This window comes from Proteiniphilum sp. (genome assembly GCF_034331125.1).
Classification (GTDB): Bacteria; Bacteroidota; Bacteroidia; order Bacteroidales; family Dysgonomonadaceae; genus Proteiniphilum; species Proteiniphilum saccharofermentans.
This window is the reverse complement of sequence record NZ_JAXQGC010000037.1, coordinates 45,876-68,115: the sequence shown is the minus strand read 5'-3', so window position 1 is coordinate 68,115 and position 22,240 is coordinate 45,876. Positions and strand designations below refer to the sequence as shown.

The window sequence follows — 22,240 nt, the reverse complement described above, 5'->3', positions numbered from 1 at the left end:
GCTACCCTTATTTTATTCATAATTCATAATTCTTTTACTACCTTAGAGGCTTCATTAGACATATAACCTATGGATGTAAAAATAGAGGAAAGCTGGAAGGAGCACCTTCAACAGGAGTTTGAGAAACCTTATTTCAGGACATTGACCGACTTTGTGCGGAAAGAGTATGCTGCTAGAACTGTATATCCGCCGGCAAAGCTGATTTTCAATGCATTTGACAGTTGTCCCTTCAACAAGGTGAAAGTGGTGATAGTAGGGCAGGATCCTTATCATGAACCGGGCCAGGCGCATGGACTGTGCTTTTCTGTGAATGACGGAGTACAGATTCCCCCTTCGTTGGTGAATATCTATAAGGAGATAGAGGATGATCTGGGAATACCTGCACTCCGGTCGGGAGACCTGACGAGATGGGCGAAGCAGGGCGTACTCCTGCTGAATGCTACCCTGACAGTACAGGCACATCATGCCGGATCACACCAAGGAAAAGGTTGGGAAGAATTTACCGATGCTGCTATCAAGCGACTGGCCGAAGAGAGAGATCACCTGGTTTTTATCCTGTGGGGCGCTTATGCCCAGCGAAAAGGCGCCAGTATTGATGCGAACAGGCATCTTATCTTAAAATCACCACACCCGTCACCGTTATCCGCACATAGGGGATTCTTTGGTAATAAACACTTTAGCAAGGCTAACGACTACCTGTCGGCTCACAATATGGAGCCGGTCAGATGGTAGTTCGGTCATTATCGTTATCCTACGCTTCCTTCAAGGCTGATCTGGAGTAATTTTTGTGCTTCTACCGCAAATTCCATGGGGAGTTTGTTTACCACTTCCTTCACATATCCGTTTACGATCAGTCCGATGGCTTCCTCTTCACCCAATCCACGCTGATTGCAGTAGAAGATCTGGTCTTCGCTGATCTTGGAGGTGGTCGCCTCATGCTCAAGCACGGCCGTAGGATTCTGGATATCGGTATAGGGAAAAGTGTGTGCCCCACAGTGGTCGGTCAGCAGCAGGCTATCACATTGAGAGTGGTTACGCGCATTCTCCGCCTTTTGGGTCACCTTCACCAGTCCACGGTAGCTGTTCTGGCTGCTGCCTGCGGATATCCCTTTGGAGACGATACGGCTACGGGTATTTTTACCTATATGGATCATCTTTGTGCCGGTATCTGCCTGCTGATAGTTGTTGGTAACTGCCACCGAATAGAATTCACCTACAGAATAGTCACCTGCCAGAATGCAGGAAGGATATTTCCAGGTGATGGCCGATCCGGTCTCTACCTGTGTCCAGGAGATCTTGGAATGCACTCCTTTACATATCCCCCGTTTGGTCACGAAATTATAGACACCACCTTTCCCGTTCTTATCTCCGGGATACCAGTTCTGTACGGTAGAGTATTTCACCTCTGCATGATCGAGAGCTACGATCTCCACGATAGCTGCGTGCAGTTGGTTCTCGTCACGCATGGGAGCAGTACACCCTTCGAGATAGCTTACGTAGGAGTTGTTGTCGCCCACAATAAGTGTCCGTTCGAACTGGCCGGTATTGGCCGTGTTGATACGGAAGTAGGTAGAAAGCTCCATCGGACAGCGTACTCCTTCCGGGATATAGACGAATGAACCGTCGCTGAACACCGCCGAGTTCAACGCTGCATAATAGTTGTCTTTATAGGGAACGACCGTTCCCAGGTATTTCCTTACCAGGTCGGGATGATGTCTTACCGCTTCACTGAAGGAGCAGAAGATAATTCCTTTTTCGGCAAGCACCTCTTTGAAGGTGGTTTTGATAGAGACACTGTCCATCACCGCATCTACAGCAACCCCTGTGAGCTGTTTCTGTTCTTCAAGGGGGATTCCCAGACGCTCGAAAGTTTTTAATAATTCCGGATCGACCTCGTCCAGACTTTTTGGGTTTTTCTTCTTCGTAGGATCGGCATAATAGATGATATCCTGATAATCGATTTCAGGAATCTTCAGGTGTGGCCAGTCCGGCATTTCCATCGTTAACCAGTGACGATATGCTTTCAACCGGAATTCAAGCAACCACTCGGGTTCCCCCTTTTTCGCCGAAATCAACCGGATGACATCCTCGTTCAACCCCTTTTCTATGACTTCGGTCTCCACGTCAGTGGTAAAACCGAATTTATAATCCTGGGTAGTTAACTCATTTAATATCTGATCTTGATCTAATTCTTGCATAATTCTTCTATTTCACAGCCGTAGCCGTCGATTGACATGATTCTGGCAGGAGGCAAAGCCTCCGGCACTTTGTAACAACTAATCCGTCGTTTTTGTTGTACAAAGATAGTGCTTTTTCACCAATTCCACAGGACAAGGAGCGGAAACGGTAAATTATCAATGTTAAAACCGGTGAGGGAGAAGTATCGGGTGGTGCAATTGAACAATCATTGCTTTTGGAGTGTTAATTCAACATAAATAGTGAGGCAATATGCCTATAAATTAATTATATGAATATATGAAGAGAATAACATTTTTATTAATCATTTTTGTTGCCGGTTTTGGTGTAATGGCACAGTCCAATTACAAGGTGGATCCGGCACACGCTTCGGTGAACTTTAAGGTAAAACATAGTGGTATCACGTTTGTACAGGGACGATTCGATAAGTTTGACGGTGCCATTATTGGGAGTCCCGGTCAGTTGGAATCGGCAAGGGTATTTTTCAATGTAAGTGTGGAAAGTATCAATACCGGTATACCGATGCGTGACGACCATTTGCGGAGTGCCGATTTTTTTGAGGTGACACGGTTCCCGACCATGTCGTTTGAAAGTACGGGTATCGAGAAAGTGGAAGATGGCAAGTACAAGTTGCATGGTAAATTGCAGATCAAGGACGTAACGAAAGATACTACCTTTGATGTGGTGTACGGCGGTACGGTGAAAGGACAGGACGGATCGGAGGTGATTGGTTTTACTGCCAAAAACAAGATTAACCGTTTGGATTACAATGTAGCCTTTGATCCTGATGGGGCAGGTATCGGTAAAGATGTGTATATTACCCTTTTCCTTGAGTTCAAGAACAACTAATCTCGTATCAATGAGATAATAAAATTAGCCGGTATGCAGCCGGCTGATTTTATTTTGTAATCAGGTCTCTATTTTTTCAGGAAATATCTTGAAATAATACTTTCCGGCAATAGGATATCGGAGAGTTCGGAATAGGGTACCGACACATCAATGACGCCCATGGCATAAGGGGCGATCTCATATTGATTGTAGGAATAATGAATATTTTTCCCGTCGAGCCAGAAGTTATTGTTGGGAACGATATCCTCAATGGTAAAGAACCCTTTCATAAGAAGGGAATCGGCAACAGGAACATCATATTTTTTCATTAACTGTACCACAATTTTCTCCGTAAGCGGCTTGAAATATCCCGGTACGAACAAGTCCTCTTCAGTAAGGGTGACCAGGTCATTCAGGTCTACATTAGTATAGGTGATCCGGTAGGAACCATGCGCCCCGCCTTCATAGTCACTGTATTCAACGGCATAGCTCAACAGCGAATCATTTTGGAACAGTATCTTATTGCTGTTATTCATAAAATACCAGTACCATGAAGGCATCTTTCCTTCAATACGTGCTTTGTCTTCATAATAATAGTTCGACAGTGATTGATACCGGTCGGTATACTCCTTAAGATATTGATCCACTGCTTCCTGTGGAGTAAGCGCATCATAATTGCTGTCGCCGAAGAATGTTCCCTGGAAAATTTGTTGCAAGCGCGCCAGGCTTTCACTGTCCCGAAATTTCACGGGGTAAGTAAAAGAAATGCCTACATCAGCATAGGGAAGGGTAGTATCGTTCTCCTGCAAAAGCGGGATATGCCGTGCCACTACAATACTGTCAAAATCTATCCTGGATGATTTTGCACCTCCTCTTCTTCCGTTGCACGAAATCAGAATGATTCCTGTTAAGAGGATAAAGATTGAAAATTTAGTTTTGATTTGCATACTGTTATCGATTATCAGGTTGATCTTTGTTACATTGGCACATGGCACATTGGTTCTATTGAATAATCTGCTTGATGGCACCCAATTCCGGATAAAAATAAACTTTGATAGGTTGCTTGGTATTGTCGAACATTCTCCTTACAAGGACATCTTGCGTGCCGTATTGTACTACGTCCACCTCTTTGTTTGCCAGTATCCTGTTTCTGAATTCAATGTTCAACATGGCTTTTCCCGGGACATTATACACAATCCCGTCGCTAAGTTTATTTTCCAATCGTTTCAAATCCCGCTCTGATAGTTGCATCTCTACTTTGGGGGTTTTATTCACCAGCGAGAGGTAGATAGGTTCCCCGGCAAGGTTATCGGCATCCACAGGACCCAACTTTTCTGAGAAACGGGCAACCACCCTGCGGTCGATATCCCTCTCATCGGGAACAACAGTGTAGCTATGGGTAAAGTATTCGGCCTGTTCGCTTCCGGTAAAGAGTTCCGTCAGTGCTTTCTCCTGCCGGTTGATCTCATCCATTACCACCTTATAGGCATTTCCGTCCGGGGGCATATTCTCTGCTTCGCCGGTCAATATGTCTGTCCTGCTGCTTCGCAGGCCAAATATCTGTCTGGCGACCAGTTCTGCCTGTTTTGCCGTAGAACCGGCCATAAGTGTCTCCTGGGACAAGTAGTTCCTCGGATTGACAGATGGCGGCAAGCCCTGGGGGATTTTTAGTTCTTCAACTGTTTCAGATTCCGGATTTGCATTGATGGTGACAATTACTCCATCTTCCCGGAGATGGACGAATGGCTCCAATGATTTGGGCCGGAATGCCACCATGAAAGAGTTATTCTTGTCGGGTATACCCCTGTTTACAATGGAGATATCTTCCAGTGTATATACAATTTTATCTTCGGTGATAGGTTTTTCTATTCCCAGGTAGCGTTGTGCATAAGGATAGAATTCTCCTTTCCGGTAAGTTGTCTTCTTCACTAACAAGGTTATCTCGAACGATGTCTTGGGTAATGAATAAACCACACCATAGTCGTTGGCCTTGATAGCGTTTACCCGTGTCGTCTTCTGTGCGGATACGCCGAAGGCGACGGCAAGGAAAAGCGTTGGGATCAGATATTTTACTCTTATCATAATTTAATTGTTGTTCAGTATTTGTTCGATTGTTATTCGATTGTTCAACAACATGAACAAAGCGAATAAATAATCCCGCAAGGCGGGAAATAACGGCTAAGCCGAAGAACGCGAAGCGAATAACGCGTGTAGTACGGATCAGTGAGCTGATTGGAATTGCTCCAGGAAGCGGACGTCGTTCTCGGAAAACAGCCTCAGGTCCTTCACCTGGTACTTGAGATTGGTAATACGTTCAATCCCCATTCCCAATGCATAACCGGAATAGACTTTACTATCTATGCCGCAGTTCTCCAATACATTGGGGTCTACCATGCCACATCCCAGTATTTCCACCCATCCGGTATGCTTGCAGAACGGACACCCTTTCCCTCCACAGATATTGCAGGAGATATCCATCTCCGCACTAGGCTCGGTAAAGGGGAAATAGGAAGGACGCAGCCGAATTTTTGTCTGTTCGCCAAACATTTCCCTGGCAAAAAAGAGTAACGCCTGTTTCAGGTCGGCAAATGACACATCCTTGTCGATATAGAGAGCTTCCACCTGGTGGAAAAAGCAGTGGGCACGGTAAGAGATCGCTTCGTTCCTGTACACACGTCCCGGGCAAATGATCCGGATTGGAGGGTCTGTCTTTTCCATCACTCGGGTCTGTACAGAAGAGGTATGCGTGCGCAATACAATCTGGGGATCGCTTTGAACGAAGAACGTATCCTGCATGTCGCGCGCAGGATGGTCATCCGCAAAATTCAAAGATGAAAACACATGCCAGTCGTCCTCTACCTCCGGTCCTTCGGCAATGGAGAAGCCGAGTCGTTTGAAAATATCACAAATCTCTTCTTTGACAATTGAAAGCGGATGGCGTGTTCCCAAAGGGATGGGATAAGCTGTACGCGACAGATCTATATCGCCGTGGGCAGCACCATTGTTTTCAAACTGCTTCTTCAATAATTCAATTTTTTCGATTGCTTTCTGTTTCAGTCCATTCAACCGCATACCCACTTCACGCTTCTGTTCAGCAGGAACAGAACGAAAGCCATCCATCAGGGAAGATATACTGCCTTTTTTACTCAGGTATTTTATTCGTGCCATTTCTATCTCTTCCGGGGTGGAGACCGTCAATTGCTCTATTTCAGACAGGAGAGCCTCTATCTTTTCTATCATCGTCATTGAATCTTATAAACCTATATACAGTACAAAAATAGACATTTTATTACTATTTATCCCGGTTTTTAGTGAAAGATTTGTTTGGCACCACAGCAGGGTAAAGGTTAAATTAGTACTTTTGTCGAATAAAGCATTTTCGAAAATGATCGATAGGGTACGCCGATTTATTGAAAAAGAGAAACTATTCGCACCAGAGGCTACAGTCATAGTAGGGTTGAGCGGAGGGATGGATTCTATGGTGCTGCTCGATCTGCTCACATTGTTGGGATACCAATGTGTGGCTGCCCATTGCAATTTTCATTTGCGTGGTGAGGAATCAAACCGTGATGCCGCCTTTGTAAAGAAATGGTGCAAAGGCATCGATATTCCCTTTACATCTATCGACTTCGATACTACCCAATATGCTGCCGACAAAAAGATCTCTATTGAGATGGCGGCCCGCGAGTTACGTTATGGCTGGTTTGAGATTGTCCGACGCCAGTATGTTGCAGAAGCGGTTGCCGTAGCCCACCACAAGGATGATTCGGTGGAAACGGTGTTGCTGAACCTGATCCGGGGAACCGGTATCAAGGGTTTGTCAGGAATCATGCCGAAGAACAGGCATGTAGTACGCCCCCTCCTGTGTGTGACGCGTGCCGAGATTGAGGAGTATATTGCTGAACGGGATATGCCTTATGTGTTCGACAGCACAAACGATAATGATATTTTTCTACGGAATTCGCTCCGGTTGAATATCATTCCTCAGTTGGAGAAATTGAACCCGTCGGTGAGAGAAGCCATTTGGCGCACTTCACGGAACCTCTTCGAGGCGGAAAAGGTTTATAGTGAATCTCTTCGTGATATAATAAAGGATTTGTTTCGAGATGATAAAATCGACATTGCGAAGCTCCGTCAAACGGCATCACCCAGGTCAGTCCTGTTTGAGATTCTCTCCCCACTCGGTTTTGGAGCATCGGTGATCGAGGATGTTTATCTTGGTATGGAAAGCACTTCGGGAAAGGTCTTCCATTCGAAGTCATATCGTCTGATCAAAGACCGTGGCGTTTTTATCCTTGATCCCGTAACAGGAAATGAACGGGATGGAGAACTTATCCAAATCCATTTGGAGACGGAAGAGATAACCGGACCTCTTCACTTGCTGATCCGGAAAGAGAAGATACCCCTCTCCATAGAGAAAAACAGCCGGGTCCTGTATGCCGATCTCAGTAAATTGAAATTTCCCCTTACCGTGAGGAGATGGAATGAAGGAGATTGGTTTATCCCTTTCGGTATGAAAGGCAGGAAAAAAGTGAGTGATTATTTCACCGACCGGAAATATAGTTTGAAGGAGAAAGAAAATGCATGGATACTCCTTTCCGGTGATGATATAGTATGGATTGTGGGTGAGCGGCCCGACGACCGTTACAAAATAACGGAAGAAAGTAGCGACGTTTTTGTCGTGGAAATGGTAAATAATGCAATATAGCAAAGAAAAAGTGAAAATTTTCAGGAATCGATGCAACCTTTTTCTTTTTTTTGCATCTATATATAGAGTGGGAAAGTGTTTGGGTAAAATTCCGTAATCCGCTATACCCAATTTTTCACTATTAATTTTTCACTTTTAGTTTTTAGTTCAAATTTCTCAATTATATCAATTATGAAGAATAATACATTTAAAGACTTACTGGTAGTGGGTGTATTTGTTGGTTTTGCTTATTATGTATCCCGTTATTACCAACAAAAAAAACAGAAAGAGAGGGAATTACGCGAAAGCCTCCATTTCCAGTTATTTTAAACCTTTTCTTTATGGCGTCATTTTTTTGACGTTCTCTATTGACACCCCGAATTAAATTTTGTTCCGGCAACTTCACCATGCCGGAATTTTTGTAACTTTGCGGGTCAATTAACAGTTTTATGCTTACACTCAGAAGAATCAACGAAAACCCGGAAGAGGTTATACGGCAGCTATCGAAGAAACATTTCGATGGCCGGGAAGTTATCAGCCAGATCATCGATCTGGATAATACAAGACGCAAGACGCAAACCCATCTCGATGCTATCCTTGGCGAGATCAACACCATTTCCAAGTCCATCGGTCAATTGATGAAAGAGGGAAACAAGGAAGAAGCGGCTATTGCATGTGAGAAGGTGCGAGTGCTGAAAGAGACCTCCGGAGAGTTGGGTGAAACACTGAAAGATGCAGAACAGAAGATAGAGTCCCTGCTGGTCACTATTCCCAACCTGCCGCACGATTCTGTACCGGAAGGACGGACTGCCGAAGATAATCCGGTGGAACGGAGCGGAGGAGAAATTCCGTCGCTCGGTGATAATGCCCTTCCGCATTGGGAGCTGGCTAAGAAGTATGACCTGATCGATTTCGAGTTGGGGGTAAAGATTACCGGTGCCGGCTTTCCTGTGTATAAAGGGAGAGGAGCACGGCTTCAACGCGCCCTGATCAACTTTTTCCTGGACAATGCACGTGATGCGGGATTCACTGAAGTGCAACCTCCTTATCTGGTCAACAGCGATTCCGGTTTCGGAACAGGACAGTTGCCCGACAAAGAAGGACAAATGTACCATGTGGGATTGGATGACCTTTATCTTATTCCTACGGCTGAGGTACCGGTAACCAATATTTATCGGGATGTGATCCTCGAAGAAAAGGAACTCCCTGTCAAAAATACCGCCTATTCAGCTTGTTTCCGCCGTGAAGCCGGTTCCTATGGGAAAGATGTACGAGGGTTGAACCGCTTGCACCAGTTCGACAAGGTGGAAATCGTCTGTATCGACAAGCCGGAAAATTCTTATGAACGCCTCGATGAAATGGTCAGTTATGTGCAGACGCTGGTCGAAAAGCTGGAACTCCCATGGCGTATCCTGCGCCTTTGTGGAGGAGATATCAGTTTTACTTCGGCGTTGACATTCGACTTCGAAGTCTATTCTACCGCTCAAAAACGTTGGCTGGAAGTGAGCTCGGTATCCAATTTCGAGAGTTACCAGGCTAACCGCTTGAAATGCCGTTACCGGAATGCCGACCGCAAGACAGAACTTTGTCATACCCTTAACGGTAGCGCTCTGGCTCTGCCGCGTATCATGGCTGCGTTACTGGAAAATAATCAGACAGCGGAGGGTATACGGATTCCGGCTCCATTGGTACCATACTGTGGTTTTGACCTGATAGATTAGAAAATCGGGAAACGTGGCAAATGATAGACAATAAGGGTAGGGGATAATGCCCGGTTGGAGAAAAAAGAGTGTTATTTATTTTTTTATTTTAAATGATTGTCATATCTTTGCACACCGAAAATTGAGAATATTCAAACAGCAGGATCAAAGGGGTTTGTCCAAGGTCGTCATTAAAAAGCGTTACAAGCTGATGACCGGCAGCTTCTGCGACCGGAAAAAATAAAAATCAGTATGAAGAAAGAGATCCATCCCAACAATTACCGTCCGGTAGTTTTTAAAGATATGTCGAATGAAGAGATTTTCATTTCGCGATCTACTATTAATGCAAAAGAAACTATCGAAATCGACGGTGTTACCTATCCGTTGGTAAAACTTGAGATTACCAGTTCTTCACATCCATTCTATACCGGAAAACAAAAACTGGTAGATACGGCAGGACGGGTTGACAAGTTTATGAGCCGTTACGGAAACCGTAACAAGAATAAATAAATCCGGTATCCACAGGATTAATGATGTAACAAATAGCGGCGGTCTGACAGGGATCGCCGCTATTTGTTATTTGAGTTATGTATTGATTTTACACAAAAATGTGTACTTTTGTCTTATCTGACAGGACGTATATGTGAAACGTATATGTAAAAACCATAACAGAGGTATTGCTTGCACCCGTTTACGCCTGCAGTTTTATGTCGGGGAAAAAATACCCGGGCTTACAGATAAACAAGTAAAAAGCCAATGAAACGAATAATCGAATCATCTTTAGTAAGTACGGAGTTTCAGACTTTTATTCGGCAAAAGAAGACTTTGATGCTTCTTTTTATCATACTGTTATCACTCCCTGCGCCGGGTCAGGTGCAACTGAATGATAATGCGAAAATAAGCCTGTTGACCGCATCGCCGTGGTATGGAGCTGTATATGCTTTTTTCGGCCATACTGCCATCCGTGTGCAGGATGATTCTACCGGCGTGGATCTGGTTTTCAATTACGGCTATTTTGATTCCTCACAACCCCATTTTATCTATAATTTTATACGTGGAAAAACGGATTATATCCTGGGTGGCCTTCCCTTTGAGGCATTTCTCAACGAATACGGATACCGGGGACAGCAGGTGGTGGAGCAGGAATTGAACCTCTCGCCGGCTGAAAAACAACAGTTGTACCATGCGCTTATGGTTAACGTATTGCCTGAAAACAGGGAGTATAGATACAACTATTTCTATGATAATTGTTCCACCCGACCCCGTGATATGGTCGAAGAATATACGGAAGGAATCATCCAATACCCTCCGACCGGCTCAGACCAATCCTATCGAGACCTGGTGCATGAATGTGTGGATGGTTATCCGTGGGTAAAGTTCGGTATCGACCTGCTGATAGGAAGCCCGGCCGACAGTACTATCAATGTGAGGGATAAAATGTTTATTCCGGACTATCTGATGGATTCTTTCGAGGGGGCAACCATTCAAAGAGGCGATACATTGAACGTGCCATTGGTGAAAAACACCGAAATGCTCTTACCTGTTGACAAAGAGATAAATAAAAGAAGCGAAGGGGTTGTATTTACGCCGATTTTAACGGCATTCGCATTGTTGTTGCTTACCATAATCGTCTCCCTGATCCAGCTTATCAAACTCAATAAGACCCAACTTGCCAGAATTTATGACACAGTATTGTTTGTGATTGCCGGATTGGCCGGGATAATACTCCTGGTGTTGATGTATTTCTCGGAGCACCCTGCCACCAATCCCAACTGGAATTTTGTCTGGCTGAATCCGTTCGCTCTGATTGCTGCTTCTTTCTTCTGGATGAAATCAGCAAATAAGGCAGTTTATTTCTATCATTTTATTAACTTTGCACTCTTAACGCTTTTCCTCTTATTATGGTGGTTGATACCACAGCAATTACCGTTGGCAACAATCCCATTTTCAATGAGTTTGTGGTTCAGGTCGGGGATAAACATTTATATATTGAGGAAAAGGCGGTTAAAAAACAAACAGTTCACCACAAGTAAACACCTGAAAGCAGGTTGGGGTGGATTGTAGATTGGTAAATGACAGAATACGGGCATGGTTAGAATACTATCTTCACTGGTTGCTTTTTTTTCAATCACAACGCTTTTTGCGCAAACACCTTCGGGTGAAATACCGAAACTGGTGGTGGGAATCACCATCGACCAGTTCAGGGGTGATTATCTGGAGATGTTCAGACACAAATTCGGGAGCAAGGGATTCAACAGGTTGTTGAATAACGGCCTTGTGTACAGTAATGTATATTATGATTTCCCCAATCTGAATAAGGCATCTTCCATTACGACCATCTTTACCGGCGCCAACCCTTCCTATCATGGAATTATGGCTGAGAACAGGTATTTGGTAGATTCGAACCGTGAAATATCCTCTTTCTTCGACGATAATTATCTGGGAAATTTCACTACTGAAAAACTTTCCCCTCTTCCTGTCAAGGTTTCTACCATTGCCGACGAACTGAAAATTGCTTCAGGAGGACAGTCGGATATCTTCGCTTTTGCTCCCGATGCCTCCCAGGCACTGGCATCCGGAGGACATGCCGCGAGTGGTGCCTTCTGGATTGAAGAAGAGAACGGGAAATGGGCCACTACCACCTTTTACAAGAACAGGCAACCGGTCATTGATCAACATAACCGTAGCGGACAATCGCTCACCTATACTATTAACAGTCTTACATGGCGCCCGGCCATTGACGTGAACCAGTATGACGCTTTTCCGTATACCCGGAACAGGTATAATTTCCAGCACTACCTTGGCCCCGATAAAAAAGACCATTTCCGTCTGTTCAAACAATCGCCTTATGTGAATAAGGAAGTGAACGATATGGCGGTCAGGTTGCTTGAATCGGGATCGTTGGGGAAACGGATGAATCCCGACTTCCTGGCGCTCACTTTCTATGCGGGGAATTATGAAAAAGCACTGGATAAAAATTATTCCGTAGAAATACAGGATACCTATTACCGGCTCGATCAGGAGTTGGGACGGCTGCTCGATGCTATCGACGCATCCGTAGGACTTAAGAATACGCTGATCTTTGTCGTTTCGACAGGATACTTCGATGAGCAGGAGACTCTTCCCGACGGGATGGTTACTTCGGGTGGTGATTTCTATCCCGAACGGAGCCAGGCGCTGCTCAATATGTATCTGATGGCACTTTACGGGAGGGAGCAGTGGATCAAGAAATATTATGACAGGCAATTCTTCTTCGACAGGAAATTGCTGGAAGACAAAAAGATCGATTTAAGGGAGTTTCAACAGAGGGCTGCCGAGTTTCTGGTGCAATCGGCCGGCATTCAGGATGTGATCACTTCCTACCAGATGCTGCATGGCGCCTATAACCAGGATGTACAGTATTACAGAAACGGATTTTATAAAGGACAATCAGGTGATTTGTTTCTTCGGTTGCAACCCGGTTGGCGGATAGTAGACCCTCAGTCCGATCAGAATGTAAGAGTGCGTAACAATGCTGTTGTGGCACCCGTGATTTTCTTCGGGAGTGACATAAAACCCCAGAGAATTGAGCGTACGATTGAAGCGACCGAAATCGCGCCAAGTGTAGCATACCGGTTGCGTATCCGGGCTCCCAACGCCGCCGAAGGAGAAATCCTTCAAGAATTATTTCGATAAGCAATGAGTAGAGATCAAGTTTACTTGAACTATGCCATTGCGAGAACAATATTTATTTAATAATATATACAAAGAGGTGGAAATGTGGTAAAGTAGTCAGGAGGTTACATACCCGCAACGCGCTTCAACCTCGTAATAATTGTAATAAAATACACCTACTATGGGATGGAATGATTTTATATCAAAAATAATCGGCAACAAGGCACAACGCGACCTGAACGAAATTAATCCGGTCGTGAAAAAGGTGAAAGAGGCCTATGCCGAAATAGAGAAACTCTCTAATGATGAATTGCGTAACAGGACGAAAGAGCTTGAAAAACGCATTCAGGAATATGTTGCGGCAGAGAAGGCACAAATAGCGGAACTCAAGGCCGGTATTGATGCCATCGATCTGGATAAGCGTGAAACGGTCTGGAACCAGGTGGACAAGCTGGAGAAAGATGTGATTGAGAAGTATGGGAAGGCGCTTGATGAGGTGCTGCCCGAAGCGTTCTCCATCATGAAAGATACAGCCCGCCGTTTCACACAGAATCAGGAGATTGTGGTTACAGCTACTGATTTCGACCGGAATCTGGCTGCGAACCATGACTTTGTCCGTATTGAAGGCGATAAGGCCATCTATCAAAACCGCTGGATCGCCGGGGGGAACGAGATCACCTGGGACATGATCCATTATGATGTGCAGCTCTTCGGTGGTGTGGTACTACACCGTGGAAAAATTGCCGAGATGGCTACGGGGGAAGGTAAAACGCTGGTGGCAACACTTCCGGTTTTCCTGAACGCACTTACCCACGAGGGGGTGCACGTGGTGACTGTGAATGATTATCTGGCAAAACGTGACTCTGAATGGATGGGTCCCATGTATATGTTCCACGGTTTATCGGTAGATTGTATCGACAAACATGAACCCAACTCCGATGCCCGTCGCAAGGCTTATGAATCGGATATTACTTTCGGTACCAATAATGAATTTGGTTTTGATTACCTGCGTGATAATATGGCGATTTCGCCGAAGGACCTCGTACAACGTAAGCATAATTACGCCATTGTGGATGAGGTAGACTCGGTATTGATCGATGATGCCCGTACCCCGTTGATTATCTCCGGTCCGGTACCTAAAGGCGACGACCAATTGTACGACCAGTTCCGTCCGAGGGTGGAAATGATTGTAAAAGCGCAACGTGAGCTGACTACCCACCTGCTGGCTGAGGCAAAAGTAAAAATGGCTTCGTCCGATCCTAAGGAACAGGAAGAAGGCGCACTGTTGCTTTTCCGTTCCTATAAGGGGATGCCGAAATATAAACCTCTCATCAAGTTCCTCAGTGAACAGGGGGTGAGGGCGGCCATGCTGAAAACCGAAGCATTCTATATGCAGGAGCAGATGCGCAATATGCATGTTGTAACCGATCCGCTTTACTTCGTAATTGATGAAAAGCAGCACAGTATTGAACTGACGGATAAGGGTATCGACCTCCTGACCGGTAAGTCGGACGACCCGCATTTCTTTATCCTGCCTGATATTGCTTCCGAACTGGCGGAACTGGAGCAGTCTCCGCTTTCCGATGAAGAGAAGGCAGTTAAAAAAGACGAGTTACTACAGAACTACGCCGTGAAGTCGGAACGTGTACATACCGTCAACCAGTTGCTGAAAGCTTATACCCTGTTCGAAAAAGATGATGAATATGTGGTGATCGACAACAAGGTGAAGATTGTAGATGAGCAGACCGGCCGTGTGATGGAGGGACGCCGCTACTCCGACGGTCTGCACCAGGCGATCGAAGCGAAAGAGCGGGTAAAAGTGGAAGCAGCTACCCAGACGTTTGCCACCATCACGTTGCAGAACTTTTTCAGGATGTACAGCAAGTTGGCCGGTATGACCGGTACGGCTGAAACTGAAGCGGGTGAATTCTGGGATATCTATAAACTTGACGTAGTGGTGATCCCTACCAATAAACCTATTATCCGGGATGACCAGAACGACCGTATTTACAAGACCAAAAGGGAAAAATATACGGCGGTGATCGAAGAGACGGAAAGTCTTATCGCCAAAGGACGTCCTGTCCTTGTCGGTACCACTTCCGTAGAAATCTCGGAGTTACTGAGCCGTATGCTTACTCTCCGTAAGATCAGGCACAACGTATTGAATGCCAAGCTGCATCAGCGTGAAGCCGAGATCGTAGCCAATGCCGGACAAAAGGGAATGGTGACCATAGCCACCAACATGGCAGGTCGTGGTACCGACATCAAGCTCACCCCGGAGGTGCGGGAAGCGGGCGGTCTCGCTATCATCGGTACGGAGCGGCATGAGTCACGCCGTGTGGACCGGCAGTTGAGAGGACGTGCCGGACGCCAGGGAGATCCCGGATCAAGTGTGTTCTTCGTCTCACTGGAAGACGACCTGATGCGTCTCTTTGCTACGGAGAGGATTGCCGGCCTGATGGACCGGATGGGATTCAAAGAAGGCGACGTCCTTGAACACAATATGTTGAGCAAGTCGGTGGAACGTGCCCAAAAGAAGGTGGAAGAGAACAACTTCGGTATCCGTAAGCGTTTGCTGGAATATGACGATGTTATGAACTCCCAGCGTGAAGTGATCTATCGCCGTCGCCGTCACGCCCTGATGGGTGAACGTATCGATAACGATGTAGCCAACATGATTTCGGAGACCGCAAGGAATATTGTGGAGATGAACGAAGATAACTACGAAGGGATGAAACTCGATCTGCTTCGTGTGATGGCGCTGGATATCCCCTTCAAAGAGGAGGATATGAAGAGGATGAAACTGGACGACCAACTGCAGGCAGTGACTGCCCAGGCCTTTGAGACCTTTAAGCGTAAAACGGAGCGGCTCGCCGAAGTCGCCCAACCGGTCATCAAGCAGGTCTATGAAAATCAGGGAGCGATGTATGAGAATATCCTGATCCCGATTACCGACGGGAAAAGGGTATATAACATCTCATGCAACCTGAAGGAGGCATACGAGACCGGATCGAAAGCATTGGTAAAAGCTTTTGAGAAATCGATCCTGCTGCATACCATAGATGAGGATTGGAAAGAGCATCTCCGGGAAATGGATGAATTGCGCCACTCGGTGCAGAATGCGAGCTACGAACAGAAAGATCCTCTGTTGATCTATAAGCTGGAGTCGTTCAACCTCTTCAAGACAATGGTAAATGACATCAACTCCAAAGCGGTATCCATTCTGATGCGGGGTCAGATACCGGTGCAGGATCCGGGAAGCGTAAGGCGTGCCGCCCCTGAGCAAAAGACCGATTATAGCAAGTATCGTACTCAGAAAGAGGAGTCGGATAGTATGCCGGCAGGAGCTGGCAGGAATGGCGACCCCCAACAGAGACAGCCTCAGAAACTGGAGCCGATCCGCGTGGAGAAAAAGGTAGGGAGAAATGACCTCTGTCCTTGTGGAAGTGGGAAGAAATACAAAAACTGCCACGGCGCGTAAGCGTTTAATAAAAACTAAAAACAGGGAGTAATAAACTTCCTGTTTTTTTTGTTAAATCGGGAAAAAAGTTGTACCTTAGTCTGTCCAAATTTTGGAAAATTTAAAGTAATTACTAATCTGTAAATAAACTACATAGAAATATTAGTTAAAGAGAAAAATCACTTTGTAATATGATTGATCAGCAAGACAGAATCATCAAGATCAATATCGAAGATGAAATGAAGTCGTCGTACATCGATTATTCGATGTCGGTTATTGTTTCTCGGGCGCTGCCTGACGTACGTGACGGCTTTAAGCCAGTGCATCGCCGTATCCTTTATGGTATGTCGGATTTGAATAACACGGCCGATAAACCCCACAAAAAATCCGCGAGAATTGTCGGCGAGGTACTGGGTAAATACCATCCTCATGGCGACTCCTCAGTATACAATGCCATGGTACGCCTTGCACAGCATTGGAGCATGCGTTATACGCTGGTGGACGGACAGGGTAACATGGGTAGTGTCGATGGTGACAGTCCCGCAGCCATGAGGTATACCGAAGCCCGGTTGAACAGGCTGGCGGAGGAAATGCTCAGGGATATCGATAAAGAGACGGTCGATTTTCAGTTGAACTTCGATGACACCCTACTGGAACCGTCGGTGCTTCCCACCCGGATCCCCAATCTGCTTATCAACGGTTCATCGGGGATTGCCGTGGGAATGGCTACCAATATAGCCCCTCATAATCTTACCGAATGTATCAATGGCATTATCGCCTATATCGATGACAGGGATATCGATACCCAAGGGTTGATGCACTATATCAAAGCGCCCGATTTTCCTACCGGAGGCTATATTTATGGTTATAAAGGCGTGGAAGAGGCGTTCGAGACGGGGAGGGGACGTATTGTAATGCGCGGGAAAGCGGAGATTGAGACGGGTAAGACCCACGATAAGATCATCATCTCCGAAATTCCTTACCTGGTCAATAAAGCCGATCTCATCAAGCATATTGCCGATCTGGTATCAGATAAGAGGATCGACGGCATTTCCAATGTCAACGACGAGTCGGACAGGGATGGTATGCGTATTGTGGTGGATATCAAACGTGATGGCAATGCCAATGTCGTATTGAATAAACTGTATAAGCTGACGGCATTGCAATCATCATTCAGCGTCAACAGTATCGCGCTGGTGAAGGGGCGTCCGGAATTATTGTCGCTCAAACGGATGATTGAACTCTTCGTCGAACACCGCATCGATGTAGTGATCCGGCGGACAAAATTTGAATTGCGCAAAGCCGAAGAGCGTGCTCATATCCTGCAGGGGCTGATCATCGCTTCAGACAACATCGACGAAGTAATTGCCATTATCCGTAGTTCTTCGACTCCGCAGGAAGCTATCCAGCGACTGATGGATCGGTTCAACCTCAGCGAGATACAGTCGCGAGCCATTGTAGAAATGCGATTGAGGCAACTGACCGGCCTGGAGCAGGATAAATTACGCGCAGAGTTCGAAGAGATACAGAAACTGATCGCTTATCTTAATGAAATACTGGTCAATGAAGAACTTCGAATGAAAGTGATCAAAGATGAGTTGATTGAGATCCGTGAGAAATATGGTGATGGACGCCGCTCGGAAATCATCTTCGCTTCGGAAGAGATGAATCCTGAAGACTTCTATGCCAATGAAGATATGGTTATCACCATCTCTCATATGGGTTATATCAAACGTACTCCTCTGGCTGACTTCCATACACAGAACCGAGGTGGAGTAGGGGTCAGGGGGACCGATACCCGCGAAGAGGATTTCGTGGAATATATCTATCCCGCCACTACCCATAATTATATGCTTTTCTTCACCCAGAAAGGAAAATGTTACTGGCTGCGTGTTTTTGAGATACCGGAAGGAACCAAAAATTCGAAAGGAAGGGCTATACAGAATCTGTTGAATATTGATTCGGATGATGCTGTCAATGCATTTGTCCGGGTAGAGACATTACAGGATAAGGAGTATATCAATTCCCACAACCTGCTTTTCTGTACCCAGCAGGGGATAGTAAAGAAAACGCCGCTTGAAGCTTATTCAAGGCCAAGGCAGAATGGGGTGAACGCAATTACCATCCGTGAAGATGACAGGGTAATATCGGTACGTCTGACCGACGGTAACCAGCATGTGATCCTGGCAAACCGCAACGGACGCGCCATACGATTTGCCGAAAAGGATGTCCGGCCCATGGGCCGGACCGCTACCGGAGTAAGAGGTATGACATTGGATGACGACGGCCAGGATTGCATAATAGGCATGATCTGTATGAAGCCGGACTCGGAAGATACTATCCTGGTGGTATCGGAACAGGGATTCGGTAAAAGGACAAAACTGAATGACGAGGACGGCGAACCGGTATACCGGATTACCCGCAGGGGCGGAAAAGGTGTGAAAACACTCAATGTGACTGAGAAAACCGGTAAGTTGGTCGCTATCAAAAGTGTAACGGATGACAATGATTTAATGATAATTAACAAGTCTGGCGTTACAATACGTGTGAAAATTTCCGACCTTCGTATTATGGGGCGTGCCACACAAGGTGTCCGTCTCATCAATTTGGAAAAAAGGAACGATCAGATCGCTTCTGTTTGTAAAGTAAATTCCGATGAAGAAGAGATTGAAGAAATAGGAGATATGGAAAATATATCTGGAGAAACGGAAGAAACAAACACTGATATCGAATAATTGCTGTAATTAGGATTTGCGCATCAACTAATAAAATTCATTATTTCATTAAACTTTTTGATATATTTTAGTCAATACATATCAAGAAACAATTTTAAATGGAGATAATACGAAACCGAAAGGTTCCATATCACATAAATAGTTTAATCACAAAAAAATATGACAAAATGAAAAGAATCCTATTCTTAACTATGATTGCCATTCTCTCCACGGGAAGTATTCTCGCGCAGAAATCGGCTGTTAGAGATGCCAAAAGGGCATTAGGGCGAGACGATCTGAAAGAAGCACGCACACTAATTCAACAGGCATCTACCAATCCGGAGACTGCTGCCGATCCCGAAACATGGAAAGTGATGGGCGATATAGGCAATAAAACCTTCGACAATGAGAGAACAAAAACAATGTTGAATCAGGATGCCAATGAGAAGGTGATGTACGACGGGCTCATGGAGTCTTACAAACCTTATCTGAAAGCTGATTCGCTCGGTGAACTTCCTGATGAGAAAGGAAGGGTGAGGAACAGGGTGCGTAAAGATATCAGTAATATCCTGCGTGCTAACCATCCATTTTATATTAACGGAGGGGTTTATTACAACGAACAGAGCAATTATGCAAAGGCTGCTGATTTTTTTGAGGTCTATTGGGATATACCCACATTGCCGATGTTTGCCGATCAGAAGGATGCATTTGTACTGGACAGCACTTATCAGATTATCAAGTATTATGCCATCATCTCTGCTATCTCTGCTGATCAGAATGAAAGGGCAATTGCCATGCTGGAACGTGCCGCAAAAGAGCCCTTCATAGAAAACAGCGCTTATAAGGAGAGCGATATATATGAGTTGCTGGCAAGTCAATATGAAAGAGTAGGTGATTCGGCTAAATTTATAGAAACCCTCAATCTTGGTGCACAAAAATTCCCTGATAGCAAATATTTCGTTCCCAATCTGATCAATGTATTTATCCGTAGCGGACAATCTGATAAGGCTATGGAGTATCTTGATCAGGCTATTGCCAACGATCCGGCCAATTCGTGCGACCTCAACAGTGTGAAGGGAGCCCTCTTCGCTGAAAAGGGAGACTATGCAGCTGCCGAAGCCGAATATAAGAAAGCACTTGCACAGGATCCCAATTGCGAAAGAGCGTTGGAAAACCTTGCTAGAAATTATATTATCCAGGCACAGGAATTAAAAGAAGTAACCGCTACTATGTCCAGCAGACAACAGCAGGTAGAAAACGATAAAAAAACAGTTGAATTGTATCAGCAAGCACTTCCTTTACTGGAAAAAATGGAGCAAGTCATAAAAGCAAGAAATGCTTCTCAACAAGAAATAAATGGAGTGCTTATGTTGCTCAGAAATGCATATTACAATTTAAGTGTATTGGGTGTTGATAAATCAGCTGAGTTGAAAGTGGTTGAAGACCAACTGAACCTTGAATAAATTCAAGTAAGAGCCCAATAAGTAAAATAAAGAGAAGGAGGAAGACCAATGGTTTTCTTCCTTTTTCGTTTTTTATAATTTTTGCCATTCATACATTTTGCAAGTAATGTCGCACATCATTGTAGTGATCAAAACTTATTAATTTGAAAAGGGAGATGATTTAAGCTTTGAATAAGCAGGAGAGTGATACGGATTTATTATTAAACATAATAGTAATTATAGGAAAAATATTTAATTATTTATTGGCATATTAGCATATTGACGCATTGGCACATTTTTATTACTTTTGTACTCATATATCCGGGCAAGATTTAAAAAATAAATTTCCGAGAAAATTACCCAATATATAAAATTCATGACAGACAATCAACGATATATTCAGCGAGGAGTTTCGGCATCAAAAGAAGATGTGCATAACGCTATCAAGACGATCGATAAAGGGATTTTTCCAAAGGCATTTTGTAAAATCGTCCCGGATTATTTGGGGAATGATCCGGAGTACTGCAACATCATGCATGCCGACGGTGCCGGGACCAAATCGTCGTTAGCCTATATCTACTGGCGTGAAACCGGAGATATTTCCGTATGGAAAGGTATCGCACAGGATGCATTGATAATGAATGTAGATGACCTTCTTTGCGTGGGTGCTACCGATAATATCCTGCTCTCTTCCACCATCGGCAGAAATAAAAATCTGATTCCGGGAGAAGTAGTCTCTGCTATCATTAACGGTACCAATGAGTTATGCGAAGAACTCTCAGGACTCGGGGTAAATATCTATCCTACAGGTGGTGAGACAGCCGATGTAGGTGATCTTGTACGCACCATTATTGTAGACAGTACGGTCACCTGCCGTATGAGACGCTCCGATGTCATTGACAATGCCCGTATTCAGGCCGGCGATGTGATCGTCGGACTTTCCTCATCGGGACAGGCAACCTACGAGAAAGAATACAACGGAGGCATGGGTAGTAATGGGCTTACTTCAGCACGTCACGACGTGTTTGCCAACTATCTGGCACAAAAATATCCTGAAAGTTACGATGCTTCCATCCCTTCCGACCTGGTCTATTCAGGCCGGATGAAATTGACAGATATGATTGATAATCTGGATATTGATGCCGGAAAACTGGTACTCTCCCCTACCCGTACTTATTCTCCTATTATCTCTCTGATAATTAAAGAGTTAAATCAAAATATTCATGGGGTGGTACATTGCTCCGGAGGAGCGCAGACCAAGATACTCCATTTCTTGGGTGAAGGTCTTAAAGTTCTGAAAAACAATCTATTCCCTATCCCTCTCCTTTTTGACCTGATCCAAAAGCAATCCGGCACTGCATGGGATGAGATGTATAAGGTATTCAATATGGGCCACCGGATGGAGATCTATCTCTCTCCTGAACATGCCCAACAGGTGATCGATATCTCCCGTTCGTTCAATGTCGACGCCCGGATTGTGGGGTATGTCGAAAAATCAGATGTCCGCGAACTGGTGATTGAAAGTGAATTCGGGCAATTCCGTTATGTCTAAACAGTCT

General features: G+C 45.0%; 16 protein-coding genes. 12 read left to right on the top strand and 4 right to left on the bottom strand.

What is annotated here, in order from left to right; genetic code table 11:
- Nucleotides 1-69 precede the first annotated feature (69 nt).
- The gene (ung, locus tag U2P89_RS08590) at nucleotides 70-732 is read left to right on the top strand and encodes a uracil-DNA glycosylase (protein ID WP_322191198.1); all 663 of its coding nucleotides are present in this window, start codon (nucleotides 70-72) and stop codon (nucleotides 730-732) included.
- Between the two features lie 14 nt (nucleotides 733-746).
- On the opposite strand, the gene sufB is transcribed toward ung, so the two are convergent.
- Entirely contained in the window at nucleotides 747-2,198 is a 1,452-nt protein-coding gene (sufB, locus tag U2P89_RS08585; protein WP_076930647.1) for a Fe-S cluster assembly protein SufB, read from the bottom strand.
- A 277-nt stretch (nucleotides 2,199-2,475) separates the two neighbouring features.
- Between sufB and U2P89_RS08580 the strand changes: the two genes are divergently transcribed.
- A complete protein-coding gene (locus tag U2P89_RS08580) occupies nucleotides 2,476-3,045 on the top strand; it encodes a YceI family protein (RefSeq protein ID WP_091909353.1) in 570 nt (189 codons plus the stop codon).
- 68 nt (nucleotides 3,046-3,113) lie between these two features.
- Here U2P89_RS08580 and U2P89_RS08575 read toward each other — a convergent pair whose 3' ends face one another.
- The 3 genes from U2P89_RS08575 to pheS all read right to left on the bottom strand — a co-directional run bounded on the left by U2P89_RS08575 (nucleotide 3,114) and on the right by pheS (nucleotide 6,264).
- Nucleotides 3,114-3,971: a DUF3298 and DUF4163 domain-containing protein gene (locus U2P89_RS08575; RefSeq protein ID WP_139233437.1), complete on the bottom strand. Its 858-nt coding sequence runs from the start codon at nucleotides 3,969-3,971 to the stop codon at nucleotides 3,114-3,116.
- Nucleotides 3,972-4,026: 55 nt separating this feature from the next.
- Nucleotides 4,027-5,106: a DUF4831 family protein gene (locus tag U2P89_RS08570; RefSeq protein WP_322191197.1), complete on the bottom strand. Its 1,080-nt coding sequence runs from the start codon at nucleotides 5,104-5,106 to the stop codon at nucleotides 4,027-4,029.
- A 138-nt stretch (nucleotides 5,107-5,244) separates the two neighbouring features.
- Nucleotides 5,245-6,264: a phenylalanine--tRNA ligase subunit alpha gene (gene pheS, locus U2P89_RS08565; protein ID WP_322191196.1), complete on the bottom strand. Its 1,020-nt coding sequence runs from the start codon at nucleotides 6,262-6,264 to the stop codon at nucleotides 5,245-5,247.
- A 145-nt stretch (nucleotides 6,265-6,409) separates the two neighbouring features.
- On the opposite strand from pheS, the gene tilS reads away from it, so the two are divergent.
- The 10 genes from tilS to U2P89_RS08515 all read left to right on the top strand — a co-directional run bounded on the left by tilS (nucleotide 6,410) and on the right by U2P89_RS08515 (nucleotide 22,233).
- On the top strand, nucleotides 6,410-7,732 hold the full coding sequence (gene tilS / locus U2P89_RS08560) for a tRNA lysidine(34) synthetase TilS (RefSeq protein WP_313380383.1): 1,323 nt from the start codon (nucleotides 6,410-6,412) through the stop codon (nucleotides 7,730-7,732).
- 171 nt (nucleotides 7,733-7,903) lie between these two features.
- Nucleotides 7,904-8,041 (top strand): hypothetical protein, encoded by a 138-nt coding sequence (locus U2P89_RS08555; protein WP_154670995.1) that lies wholly within the window; start codon nucleotides 7,904-7,906, stop codon nucleotides 8,039-8,041.
- Nucleotides 8,042-8,160: 119 nt separating this feature from the next.
- Nucleotides 8,161-9,432 (top strand): serine--tRNA ligase, encoded by a 1,272-nt coding sequence (serS, locus tag U2P89_RS08550; RefSeq protein WP_091908195.1) that lies wholly within the window; start codon nucleotides 8,161-8,163, stop codon nucleotides 9,430-9,432.
- Between the two features lie 231 nt (nucleotides 9,433-9,663).
- Nucleotides 9,664-9,921, top strand: coding sequence for a type B 50S ribosomal protein L31 (locus tag U2P89_RS08545; RefSeq protein WP_019540833.1), 258 nt, complete (start codon nucleotides 9,664-9,666; stop codon nucleotides 9,919-9,921).
- Between the two features lie 246 nt (nucleotides 9,922-10,167).
- The gene (locus U2P89_RS08540; RefSeq protein WP_322191195.1) at nucleotides 10,168-11,475 is read left to right on the top strand and encodes a DUF4105 domain-containing protein; all 1,308 of its coding nucleotides are present in this window, start codon (nucleotides 10,168-10,170) and stop codon (nucleotides 11,473-11,475) included.
- Between the two features lie 24 nt (nucleotides 11,476-11,499).
- Nucleotides 11,500-13,086, top strand: coding sequence for an alkaline phosphatase family protein (locus U2P89_RS08535; RefSeq protein WP_076930640.1), 1,587 nt, complete (start codon nucleotides 11,500-11,502; stop codon nucleotides 13,084-13,086).
- Between the two features lie 160 nt (nucleotides 13,087-13,246).
- Nucleotides 13,247-16,546: a preprotein translocase subunit SecA gene (gene secA / locus U2P89_RS08530; protein WP_322191194.1), complete on the top strand. Its 3,300-nt coding sequence runs from the start codon at nucleotides 13,247-13,249 to the stop codon at nucleotides 16,544-16,546.
- A gap of 170 nt (nucleotides 16,547-16,716) precedes the next feature.
- Entirely contained in the window at nucleotides 16,717-19,260 is a 2,544-nt protein-coding gene (gyrA, locus tag U2P89_RS08525) for a DNA gyrase subunit A (RefSeq protein ID WP_076930638.1), read from the top strand.
- Nucleotides 19,261-19,427: 167 nt separating this feature from the next.
- A complete protein-coding gene (locus U2P89_RS08520) occupies nucleotides 19,428-20,702 on the top strand; it encodes a tetratricopeptide repeat protein (RefSeq protein ID WP_322191193.1) in 1,275 nt (424 codons plus the stop codon).
- Nucleotides 20,703-21,057: 355 nt separating this feature from the next.
- Nucleotides 21,058-22,233 (top strand): AIR synthase related protein, encoded by a 1,176-nt coding sequence (locus U2P89_RS08515; protein ID WP_322191192.1) that lies wholly within the window; start codon nucleotides 21,058-21,060, stop codon nucleotides 22,231-22,233.
- Nucleotides 22,234-22,240 lie beyond the last annotated feature (7 nt).

What these genes read in the sequence shown, in the direction of transcription:
- secA (WP_322191194.1), top strand. Translation starts at nt 13,247, where the DNA reads ATGGGATGGAATGATTTTATATCAAAAATAATCGGCAACAAGGCACAA.
- U2P89_RS08535 (WP_076930640.1), top strand. Translation starts at nt 11,500, where the DNA reads ATGGTTAGAATACTATCTTCACTGGTTGCTTTTTTTTCAATCACAACG.
- U2P89_RS08520 (WP_322191193.1), top strand. Translation starts at nt 19,428, where the DNA reads ATGAAAAGAATCCTATTCTTAACTATGATTGCCATTCTCTCCACGGGA.
- U2P89_RS08575 (WP_139233437.1), bottom strand. Translation starts at nt 3,971, where the DNA reads ATGCAAATCAAAACTAAATTTTCAATCTTTATCCTCTTAACAGGAATC.
- ung (WP_322191198.1), top strand. Translation starts at nt 70, where the DNA reads ATGGATGTAAAAATAGAGGAAAGCTGGAAGGAGCACCTTCAACAGGAG.
- U2P89_RS08555 (WP_154670995.1), top strand. Translation starts at nt 7,904, where the DNA reads ATGAAGAATAATACATTTAAAGACTTACTGGTAGTGGGTGTATTTGTT.
- sufB (WP_076930647.1), bottom strand. Translation starts at nt 2,198, where the DNA reads ATGCAAGAATTAGATCAAGATCAGATATTAAATGAGTTAACTACCCAG.
- tilS (WP_313380383.1), top strand. Translation starts at nt 6,410, where the DNA reads ATGATCGATAGGGTACGCCGATTTATTGAAAAAGAGAAACTATTCGCA.
- U2P89_RS08580 (WP_091909353.1), top strand. Translation starts at nt 2,476, where the DNA reads ATGAAGAGAATAACATTTTTATTAATCATTTTTGTTGCCGGTTTTGGT.
- U2P89_RS08545 (WP_019540833.1), top strand. Translation starts at nt 9,664, where the DNA reads ATGAAGAAAGAGATCCATCCCAACAATTACCGTCCGGTAGTTTTTAAA.
- U2P89_RS08570 (WP_322191197.1), bottom strand. Translation starts at nt 5,106, where the DNA reads ATGATAAGAGTAAAATATCTGATCCCAACGCTTTTCCTTGCCGTCGCC.
- U2P89_RS08515 (WP_322191192.1), top strand. Translation starts at nt 21,058, where the DNA reads ATGACAGACAATCAACGATATATTCAGCGAGGAGTTTCGGCATCAAAA.
- pheS (WP_322191196.1), bottom strand. Translation starts at nt 6,264, where the DNA reads ATGATAGAAAAGATAGAGGCTCTCCTGTCTGAAATAGAGCAATTGACG.
- gyrA (WP_076930638.1), top strand. Translation starts at nt 16,717, where the DNA reads ATGATTGATCAGCAAGACAGAATCATCAAGATCAATATCGAAGATGAA.
- U2P89_RS08540 (WP_322191195.1), top strand. Translation starts at nt 10,168, where the DNA reads ATGAAACGAATAATCGAATCATCTTTAGTAAGTACGGAGTTTCAGACT.
- serS (WP_091908195.1), top strand. Translation starts at nt 8,161, where the DNA reads ATGCTTACACTCAGAAGAATCAACGAAAACCCGGAAGAGGTTATACGG.